Annotated in this window: 10 protein-coding genes and 1 pseudogene; 6 read left to right on the forward strand and 5 right to left on the reverse strand. The window is 71.5% G+C overall.

Features of this window, described 5'->3' with window-relative positions; translation table 11 throughout:
* Window positions 1-48 precede the first annotated feature (48 nt).
* The 5 genes from NH339_RS07620 (at window position 49) to NH339_RS07640 (ending at window position 4,883) form a co-directional block, all read left to right on the forward strand.
* Window positions 49-525 (forward strand): hypothetical protein, encoded by a 477-nt coding sequence (locus NH339_RS07620; protein ID WP_253024049.1) that lies wholly within the window; start codon window positions 49-51, stop codon window positions 523-525.
* Window positions 522-923, forward strand: a complete 402-nt coding sequence (locus tag NH339_RS07625) for a hypothetical protein (RefSeq protein ID WP_253024051.1) — start codon at window positions 522-524, stop codon at window positions 921-923. The genes NH339_RS07620 and NH339_RS07625 overlap by 4 nt, the downstream gene beginning before the upstream one ends.
* Window positions 920-1,471, forward strand: a complete 552-nt coding sequence (locus tag NH339_RS07630) for an RNA 2'-phosphotransferase (protein ID WP_253024053.1) — start codon at window positions 920-922, stop codon at window positions 1,469-1,471. Before NH339_RS07625 ends, NH339_RS07630 begins: the two co-directional genes overlap by 4 nt.
* A 196-nt stretch (window positions 1,472-1,667) precedes the next feature.
* Window positions 1,668-2,060: a hypothetical protein gene (locus NH339_RS07635; protein ID WP_253024055.1), complete on the forward strand. Its 393-nt coding sequence runs from the start codon at window positions 1,668-1,670 to the stop codon at window positions 2,058-2,060.
* 285 nt (window positions 2,061-2,345) lie between these two features.
* The gene (locus NH339_RS07640) at window positions 2,346-4,883 is read left to right on the forward strand and encodes an Ig-like domain repeat protein (RefSeq protein ID WP_253024058.1); all 2,538 of its coding nucleotides are present in this window, start codon (window positions 2,346-2,348) and stop codon (window positions 4,881-4,883) included.
* A 189-nt stretch (window positions 4,884-5,072) separates the two neighbouring features.
* Here the strand turns inward: NH339_RS07640 and NH339_RS07645 are convergent, their stop codons facing one another.
* From NH339_RS07645 to NH339_RS07665, 5 genes are read right to left on the reverse strand one after another with little or no spacing between them, the layout of a single operon-like run.
* Window positions 5,073-5,492 carry a DUF350 domain-containing protein gene (locus NH339_RS07645; RefSeq protein ID WP_067856032.1) on the reverse strand — a complete coding sequence of 140 codons (420 nt, stop codon included), beginning with the start codon at window positions 5,490-5,492 and terminating at the stop codon, window positions 5,073-5,075.
* A gap of 34 nt (window positions 5,493-5,526) precedes the next feature.
* Window positions 5,527-6,744, reverse strand: coding sequence for a glutathionylspermidine synthase family protein (locus tag NH339_RS07650; protein ID WP_253024060.1), 1,218 nt, complete (start codon window positions 6,742-6,744; stop codon window positions 5,527-5,529).
* A 1-nt stretch (window position 6,745) separates the two neighbouring features.
* Window positions 6,746-7,144, reverse strand: coding sequence for a hypothetical protein (locus NH339_RS07655; RefSeq protein WP_253024074.1), 399 nt, complete (start codon window positions 7,142-7,144; stop codon window positions 6,746-6,748).
* 46 nt (window positions 7,145-7,190) lie between these two features.
* Window positions 7,191-8,501 carry a HAMP domain-containing sensor histidine kinase gene (locus tag NH339_RS07660; protein WP_253024076.1) on the reverse strand — a complete coding sequence of 437 codons (1,311 nt, stop codon included), beginning with the start codon at window positions 8,499-8,501 and terminating at the stop codon, window positions 7,191-7,193.
* Window positions 8,498-9,160 (reverse strand): response regulator transcription factor, encoded by a 663-nt coding sequence (locus tag NH339_RS07665; RefSeq protein ID WP_253024078.1) that lies wholly within the window; start codon window positions 9,158-9,160, stop codon window positions 8,498-8,500. Before NH339_RS07665 ends, NH339_RS07660 begins: the two co-directional genes overlap by 4 nt.
* Before the next feature lie 91 nt (window positions 9,161-9,251).
* Between NH339_RS07665 and NH339_RS07670 the strand changes: the two are divergent.
* Window positions 9,252-9,638 (forward strand): annotated as a pseudogene (locus tag NH339_RS07670) (hypothetical protein); the annotation flags it as partial.

Raw genomic sequence — 9,638 nt, forward strand, 5'->3', positions numbered from 1 at the left:
CGACGAGCTCGTGCGATCGGCGGCCTCGAAGGGAGCTGAGCGGGTCCGATGGTGACGTCAGGAGAACACGTTGAGGGTTTCCTCCAGCTCGCCAGTCGATGCCTCGATGCGCTTGTCCTTCAGTTCAAGGGCCTCGACCGCCCCACTGTCTGGACGGGACTCTTCGCAGTACCGCGGGATGGGACAGTTCCTGTGCGTTCTGGACGACTGGAAGGGCTCGGCACCTTCATCCTGCATGGTCGGGGCTGTCGCTTCGAACTTGATTCAGGGCGCGATCTCAGCGTCGACTGGGACGGCGAAGGGCGGCTGGTCCTCGACGCCTGGCAGGTCCTGATGTACGCCCGTTCTGCTGGTGACGAACACGTGCAGCAGAAAGAGATCGCCGCTGCCCTCCGCGCTGTGCCGGTCCTTCGACAGATCGATGACGTCTCCTTTACGTGGATGGATGATCGTTACGACCTCACACCTCAGGAGGCCAGGACGAGCGGGCCGTCATCGGATCGGTCTGGAAGGGAGCCGCAGTGAACTCCGCCTCTCGCAAGCGGGTGATCGGACCGCTCTCGCCGCAACCTTCCGCCTGTACGGAGGCCGCGACACTTCTCCACTCTGGCGGCGACATAGAACTTCGCTGCCTCTACGAGCGCGACGGCTCGATGTTCCGAGGGGGCCTGAGGTTCCACAAGGTGCGCGCATATCGGTTCCGCGCCGAAAGCCACTGCACGGCCTGGCACATCGAGGGCGCATACGACACTCTTGTCGAAGTCGTGCCCTCGGAGTGGGTCAGCGAACTGCTCGCGGCGGAGCCGAGCGAGACGTGGGGCTTCTGGACGATCCGTCACTACCTGATCTACATCGACGGAGAAGGTGCCTACGAGGTCGCTGCGCAGGATGTCGAATGGCTGCCGGAGGAGAATGCACGATGACTGTGGAGGCGTCAGACCTCAGCCGGGCTGTGTCACATGCGCTTCGGCACGAGCCGTGGCTCTACGAACTTGAGCTGGACCAGGAGGGTTGGGTGCCGGTCGAACAGCTCGTGTTCGCACTCAGGGAGAGGGGAGGCGCGTGGCTGTCCGTCGACCGTGAGGCATTGGAACGGATGATCCAGGATGCTGGCAAACGCCGGCATGAGCTCGTGGGGGACCGGATCAGGGCTCTGTACGGACACTCGGTCCGTGCTCGAATTCAACGGCAGCCGATGGCACCTCCCGAGCGCCTGTTCCACGGGACGGCTCCGCGCAGCTGGGTTCAGATCCAGTCTGACGGGCTGCTGCCGATGGGACGCCAGTTCGTTCATCTGTCCGTGGACATGGAGACCGCCGAGATGGTGGGACGGCGAAAGAGCGCGTCACCCCTCCTGCTGATGATCGATGCGGCCGCTGCCGCGTCGCGCGGAGTCCCCTTCTACCAAGGCAACGAAGCGGTGTGGCTAGCTGATCGCGTACCGGCGGAGTTCGTCACGCGTTTGGGCTGAGCTGCGCGCGTTGTGGGCGCTGTGAGCGGTGACCGGGATCAGATGGTTCCTCGGTATATGTCCGCCAGAGTGGTCCAGAGGCGCGGACAACGGAATGCGTCGAACAGGAGTGATCCGCCTGGCGTCATGCAGCTCAGCAGGGTAGGCCTGTCCTGCGATCGCCCCGCGAGACGCTGAGCTACATCAAGGAGTGTGGATGAAGGGCGCATTCTTGCTCGCGCTCGACCCGGACCTGTTCGAGCAAGCTGCGTCGGTCCTGGTCGCCTTGGGCGGCGAGCGATCCCCAGGCGGCACCGACCGGGTCGTGCAGATGCCTGCTCCGCGTGGGCAATTCTTCACGCTGTTTGCGGACCTTCCCCCGGAGACCGTCTGGGAGGTGCGGGAAGGGCCGTTCGAGCTACGGGAAGGCGTCGTCGCCCCCGACATGTCCCTCGTCCACGCGTGCCCGTTCGAGTGCGCCGACGAAGTATTCGCCTCGGACATCGTCGCGCGCATCGCCGAGGTGGCTGACAGTGCCAGGTGGGTCCTCGACGGGGACGGGGCTCTCTGGGACGCACGGACCGTGGACCCGGCGCGTCTTCGCCTTTGACCTCTACCGTCGTGGCCATCGGAACGCCGGAGCCCCGATGAGCGAAGGGCTGAGGAGTCCTGCGGAAGTTTCTCCCAGTTCCGAGGACACGGCGACGAAACCGCTGTTACGTTGCGGGTCGACCACGGTGCCAGGAGCTCCGCCGCGACGCGGCGGTGCACCGCGGTCCTCACCGGCCCCGCAGCCACTTTCTTGGGAGAACTCATGCTTCGTCATGCCATCACGCCTGCCCGCGGGGGAGGGGGACGATCGCGCCGTACGGCCGCGACCGCGTCCCGGTCCCTCGTGAGCGTCGCGACGCTCGTCGCGCTCGTCCTGTCCGCCCTCGCGTTCGGTGCGCTGCCCGCGCAGGCCGAGCCGGAGGCCAAGCCGAAGGTCGCGCTGCTCGCGGCGGACGAGGCCTCCTGGATCGCCGACGTGCAGGACAAGCTCGTCGCCACGGGCGGCTTCTCGGCGGTCGACGCGTTCCCCGTCCAGGGCTGCTCGCTGCCGACCCCGACGTTGGCCCAGCTCGAGCAGTACGACGCACTCCTCGTCTGGAACGACTGCAACTTCCGCGAGCCCGACGCCATCGGCAACGTCCTCGCGGACTACGCCGACCAGGGTGGCACCGTCGTGGTCGCCACGTTCGCGGGCTACGACGACTCCGGGCTGAAGGTCGGCGGCCGGTTCGCCGCCGAGGGCTACCTTGCCGTCATCCCGGGCTCGCAGAGCGGCGGGTCGGGCCTGACCCTCGTCGCCGACGATGCCGACGACCCGCTGCTCGCGGGGGTCACCTCCTTCAACGGCGGGAGCAGCAGCTACCGCAACGACCCGGCGACGCCGAGGGAGGGCTCGACGGTCGTCGCGCACTGGAGCTCGGGCGAGCCGCTCGTGGTCCGCGGGGAGAAGTCGATCTTCCTGAACTTCTTCCCGCCGTCGAGCGACGTCCGCGGGGACTTCTGGGACGCGTCCACCGACGGTACGCGCCTGCTCGCCAACGCGCTCAACGCGACGCTCGCGCCCGTCGTCAAGGCCCCGAGCTTCACGAGCGACGCGACGGCGTCGTTCACGGCCGGGGTCGAGGGAAGCTTCACCGTCACGACCAAGGGCAAGCCCGCGGCGACGATCTCGGCGACGTCCGAGCTGCCGAGCGGCCTGACGCTCACCGACAACGGCGACGGCACGGCCACGCTGGCCGGCACCCCGGCCGCCGGGACGGGCGGCCTGCACGACGTCGCTCTCAAGGCGACCAACGGCACCGATCCCGACGCGACGCAGACGCTCGCGCTGACCGTCGACGAGGCCCCGGGGATCACCAGCCCCACCGCCGCCGGGTTCACGGTCGGCGAGGCCGGGTCGTTCACCGTCACCACGGCCGCGGGGTACCCGTCCGACACGGCGCTGACCGTGGCCGGCGACCTGCCCTCGGGCCTGAGCTTCGTCGACAACGGCGACGGCACCGCCACCCTCGCGGGCACCCCCGCGGACGGCTCCGCCGCCACCTACCCGGTCACGGTCGAGGCGTCGAACGCGAAGCTGTCGAGCACGCAGGACGTCACGCTGACGGTGTCGCTCGCGACGCAGACCGTCGCCATCACGTCCGAGGCGCCCGCGAACGCGGTGGTCGGTCAGACCTACGCGGTCACCACCTCCGCCGGGGCGTCGGGGCAGCCCGTCGTCCTCTCCGTCGACGAGGCCTCGGCCGACGTCTGCGCCATCGACGGCTCCACGGTGACCTTCCAGCACCCGGGCGCCTGCGTCGTCGACGCCGACCAGCAGGGCGACGGCCGCTACGCCGCCGCCTCGACGAGCCAGACCGTCACCGTCGCGCAGTCCGCGACGTCGACCACGCTCTCGGTCGCGCGCGACACGCTCTCCGCTGCCGTGATGCCCACGGCTCCCGGCGCCGGCGCGCCGACCGGCACCGTGACCTTCTCGGTCGACGGCGAGAAGGTCGGCACCGCACCCGTCGTCGACGGTGTCGCGACGCTCGCGTACCGGGTCGAGGCCGGCAAGGAGCGGGCCGTCGCGGCCGCGTACGCCGGTGACGCCGACTTCGTCGGCTCGTCGGACTCGACGGCACGTCAGGACCCGGTCGTCACGGCCAAGGTCACGAGCGCGGCCAAGAAGTCGGCGAGCGGCTGGTACCGCACGCCGGTGACCGTCTCCTTCCAGTGCGCCCCGACGAGCGGCGCGCTGGTCGGCAGCTGCCCGGCGCCCGTCACGCTCGGCCGGGACGGCGCCGGCCAGTCGGTCACGCGCACGGTGCTCGCGGCCGACGGCGGCGCCACGACCGTCACGGTCGCCGGCATCGACGTCGACCGCACGGCTCCGCGGGTCGCGGTCAGGGGCGTGTCGAAGGGCCGGGTCTACGCCGGCCAGGCGCCCCGTGCCACGTGCACGAGCCGCGACGCCCTCTCGGGCATCGCGTCGTGCCGGACCAGCAGGAAGGTCTCGGGCGAGACGGTCACCGTCACCGCCCGTGCCACCGACCGGGCGGGCAACACGAGCACCACGTCGGTGACCTACCGCGTCGCGCGGTTCTACGTGGCGGGCGCCACGTTCCGTGACGGCGCGTGGCAGGTGCGTGACGGCCAGACGTACCAGGTGGTCGCGCTGACCTCCGGCGCGGCCCGGCCGCAGTACTACAACGCGGCACCGCGGGGCAGCCGTCCGACCGCCTCGGGCAGCTACCTCGTCCGGGCTGGCAAGCAGGCGGGCCTGAACCGCTTCTCGCTGCCGGTGCGGATGGACCGCGGCATGAGCCGCAAGGGTCACTGGGTGCTCGGCGTCAAGACGGGCTCGACCCTGCACACCATCCCGGTGCGTGCGCAGCGCTGAACCAGCCACACCCGGAGTCGGGCCCGTCCGTGAACTTCACGGGCGGGCCCGTCGCCGTCTTGCGCCCTGGCCGTGTCGGCGGTAGGTCTCGCGCCCTTCGGGGTCTACATGGGGCGCGTCACGTACCGCCAGGGCGGATAAGGCGTCTCACCTACCGCCTGGGGGCGGGCGCCGGCGGGCGGGAAGCCGTCAGGCGATGCTGGCGACCACGACCAGCGACACCGCGATCTGGGTGGCGGCCGGGACGAGGGTCGCGGGGTGGAAGGTCGTCTCCATCGCGGTGGCGGCGAGGTCGTCGGGCATGACGATGTCGACGAGTCGGAACGCGACCGCCTGCACGACGACGCCGAACAGCCCGAACACGATCGTGTAGCCGAGGGCCTCGCCGAACGAGGCGTCGGCGTGGTGCCAGATGGCGGTGTAGACCACCAGGCCGAGGCCGAGGATCCCGGAGGCTGCGACGAGAGCCGCGTTCATCGAGCCGGCCATGATGTGCCGGCCCAGGTGGCCCGGCGTGAGCAGGTCGAGCACGCCGTAGCCGACGCCCAGCACGACGATGCCGACGACGGCGTAGGCGAGCGCGTAGCCGACGGAGGTCAGCAGGTCCATGGAGGTCTCCTCGGAGGGGTGGTGGGGGCTGCGGTCAGCGGTGGTCGGTGTCGGCGAGCCAGGACGCGACCTGGTCGGGCGACGAGCGGGGTGTGTCCATCAGGTGCGGGACGAAGCGGGCCCGGGTGGTGGTGATCCGCTCGCGCGACTCGCGGATGCCGAGGCCGGCGGCACGGCCCCCGATCACCCACGTCCCCAGGACGGGACGGTTGCCGTCGAAGTCGGGCAGGTCGACGTACTGCTGGTAGACCACCTGCTGGCCCTCGGTGTGCGACCGGGGGACGGACTCGGCGATCGCCTCGCCGTGGATCTCCACGCCGTCGCCCTCCCACCCGAACAACGGCTTCGTGACGTAGCGCCGCATGGCGTAGGGCGCGTCGAAGTAGGAGGGGAGCAGGTTCGGGTGGCCGGGGAACATGTCCCACAGCACCGGCAGCAACGCCTTCGAGCCCAGCAGCAGCTTCCACGGCGGCTCGATCCAGCGCGTCGTGCCCCGCCCGGCGATCAGGTGCTGCCCGAAAATCGAGTCGAGCATCCACTCCGTCGGGTACATGGCGAAGCAGTAGCGCATCTCGACGTCCTCGGGGTCGAGGAAGACCTCGCGATCGTGGTGCCAGCCGATGTCCTCGACCGTCACGCCGAGGGTCTGCACGCCCGCCTCCTGCGCGGTGTCGCGCAGGTACGCGACCGTCACCCAGTCCTCGGTCGGCTCCTCCTGCCCGACGGCGAAGTGCACGACATCGACGCCCTGCGAGCGCAGGTCGCCCCAGCGCTTCACCAGGTGCTCGTGCAGCATGTTCCACTGGTCGCGGTCGGGGTGCGTCTCCTCCAGCCACGTCCACTGGCAGACCGCCGCCTCGACGAGCCCGGCAGGCGTGTCGGCGTTGTACTCCAGCAGGCGGGGCTCGCCCGTGCCGTCCCATGCAAGGTCGAAGCGGCCGTAGAGCGAGATCTCGTCGGGGTCGTCCAAGGACCGGGCCAGCAGCTCGCCCGACCCGGGCGGCAGGCCGAGCCGCTCGACGACGCTCGGGTCGGCGACCATCCGACCGGCGGCCTCCACCGCCATCGCGTGCAGGTCGTCGGTCACGCGCTCGAGGTGGTCGACCTCGGCCTCGCTCAGCACGTAGCAGGCCGACTCGTCCCAGTACGGCAGCTGCTCGCCGTCCTCGGCGCGGTCGACGGCGTACGTGAGTCCCTCGCCCTCGACCTTCGCGAGCCAGTCGGGCCGTGGCTCTGACGCGAGTCGTCGCACGTCAGCCGCCGAACGAGCTCTTGCCGGAGAAGAACCCGCCGCGGGTCACCTCGCCGCCGTCGTAGGCCACGCCTCCGCGCTTCACCGACGACGGAGGCGGGGTGTACGAGCCTTGGCCCGAGGTCTTCTCGCCGACGCCCGGCGCCGTGCCGCCCGCCGGGATGTAGTACCAGCCGTAGCCGCCACCGCCGGACGAGCCACCGCCGCTGTCGGACGAGCCGCCCTCGACCGAGGAGTCGTCGTCGCACCGCTCGTCGGAGACCCGCGTGTCGGTCGACCGGTCCACGCACACGGCGCGGTTGTCGGCGCCGCCGTCGTTCGAGATGGCCACGATCGCGGTCACGGCCAGCGCCACGGCCCCGACGCCCACGATGGCGGAGCGCTTCCTGTCGTCGTCCACGCGAGCACGGTAGCGAAGGGCGAACCGGTGCGCCCGTCCAACGTGGTCATGCAGGGGGGAGGTCGATGGTGAACGTCGTCGGGTCGTGCGTCGACGTCACGCTCACCGTGCCACCCACGGTCGCCGCGACCCGCCGCGCGAGGGGGAGGCCGAGGCCGGCGCCCTCCGCGTCGTCGCTGCGTCGGAACCCGGCGCGGAACACGTCCTCGCCGTGAGCGGGATCGAGGCCGGCCCCGTCGTCGCTCACCTCCACGACGACCCGGCCTGCGCGGCGGCGCACCACGACCTCGACCCGCGTGCGCGCGTGCCGCACGGCGTTGTCGACCACGGGTCCGACGATCCGCTCGACGAGCTCGGCGGCGGCCGCCACGTGCAGACCGGCCGCTGCGGCGACGTCGGTCCGGACGTCCGCGGGAGGTCGCGCCGCGACGAGAGCGGCGACCACCTCGCCGACGTCGGCCTGCCGCGGCGACCCGGTGGCGTGGCGCGCCACCTCCAGCAGCGCCGTGATCGTGCCGTTCAGCCGGTCCACCTGCTCGAGCACGCGGACGAACCGCTCGCGGACGTCGGGGGGCGGTGATCCGAGCAGGGCGAGCTCGGCCTCGCCACGCAGCGCGGTCAGGGGCGTGCGCAGCTCGTGCGCCAGCTCACCGGTCAGGCGCTGCTCGGCGCGGATGGCCTGTGCCACGCGGTCGAGCAGGCGGTCCAGCGTCCGGCCGAGCCGGGCCAGCTCGTCGTCGCCCGTGAGGTCGAACCGGGCCTCGAGGTCGTGCGCGCTCCACTCGTCGGCGGACTCGGTCATCTCGCCGACGCGGCGCAGCGTGCGCGACACGGTCCAGGCCGTCGTGGCGGCGGTCCCCGCGACCACGAGCAGCGCCGCCACGCCGAGCGCGCCGAGCAGGATGTCGCGGCTCGCCTCGTAGACGTCGAGCGACTCGGTGGCGACGACGACGGCGGTCAGGTCGTCGCGTCCAGGGACGGCGACCGGTCGGGCCCGGAACAGCCGCTCGCCGCGCTTGAGCGTCGTCGCCTGCCGTACGTCGGCCAGACCGTCGACCACCTCCGTCGTCCGGGCGCTCGCGTCGGGGCCCGACACCTCCACGCCGGAGGCGTCGAAGACCCAGACGCCGTCGAGGACGGTGTCGGCCCCCACGTCGGGAACCTCGACCCGTCCCTGGCGGGTGGCGAGCGACGCGGCCACGGTGTCGATGCGGTCGTCGAGCGCGGTCTGCACCTGCGAGGCCATGAGCTGGTTCGCGGCGAGCAGCACCACCACGAGCATGAGCGCCATCGCACCCGTCGTGATGAGTGCCGTCGTGAGCACGAGCCGCCCACGCACCCCTGGCGAGCGGCTCATCGCAGCACGAACCCGACCCCGCGCACGGTCTCGAGGGTCACCGGGGCGTCGATGGCCTCGAGCTTCACGCGCAGGCGGCGCACGTAGGTGTCGATGGTGTTCTCGTGCACGATCGCGCCGTCGGGCCAGCCGGCCGCGACCACGGCGCGCCGCCGCACGACCTCGCCCGGTCGGGCGGCGATCGCCGCCAGCATCCTGAACTCGGTCGGCGTCAACCGCTGCTCGCCCTCGGGGGAGCGGACCGAGAAGCGCTCGGGGTCGAGGACGAGCCCGGTGGCCTCGACCGGCGCGCTGCGCGAACGACGCATGAGGGCGTCGAGCCGCACCAGCACCTCGCTGATCGAGAACGGCTTCGGCACGTAGTCGTCGCCTCCCGCGTGGAACCCCGACACGCGGTCGTGCACGGCGTCGAGCGCCGTCAGGAACAGCACCGGCGCGTGCTGCCCGCCGGCCCGCAGCGCCTGGCAGACGTCGCGCCCGTCGGCGTCGGGCAGGCCGATGTCGAGGACGAGCGCGTCGAGCTCCGCGCCGGTGCCGAAGAGCTCCATCGCCTCGCGTCCCGTGCGGGCCAGCACCACGTCGTGCGACGAGAACCGCAGTCCCTCGACGAGGACGCGCCGCACCGATGCGTCGTCCTCGCACACGCCGATCCTGGCCACGGACTCATCCTGCCCGACGTCCGGGTGAGCGCGGAATGATCGCGCAGCGACGTTCAGGTGGCGTACAGGTAGCCGCTCCTAGCGTGACGCCATGACCAGCATCACCGGCGCGACCCGCGTGCGTGGCGTGGCGACGAGCCTGCCCGGGGTCGCGCGGGTGCCGTGCGCCGCAGGGGTGCTCGCGGCCCTGCTGCGGATGACCTGGGCCGACCGCGGTCTCGGCTCCGACGAGGCAGGGTTCCTGACGGTCGCCGGACAGTGGGGTCCCGGGACGTCGCTCTACGGCCACTACTGGGTCGATCGGCCACCGCTGCTGATCACCCTGTACCGGCTGGCCGACGGGCTCGGTGGTGCCGTCGGGCTCCGCGTCGTCGGTGCGCTGGCCGTCGTCGTCGCCGTGGTCGTCATCGGTGCCGTCGTGCGCCGTGCGACCGGCTCGGCGACCGCGGCCGCCTGGACGGCCGTCGTCGCCGCAGCG

Origin of the sequence: Aeromicrobium sp. CnD17-E, from assembly GCF_024124745.1 — a bacterium.
In the GTDB taxonomy this organism is placed as follows: domain Bacteria; phylum Actinomycetota; class Actinomycetes; order Propionibacteriales; family Nocardioidaceae; genus Aeromicrobium.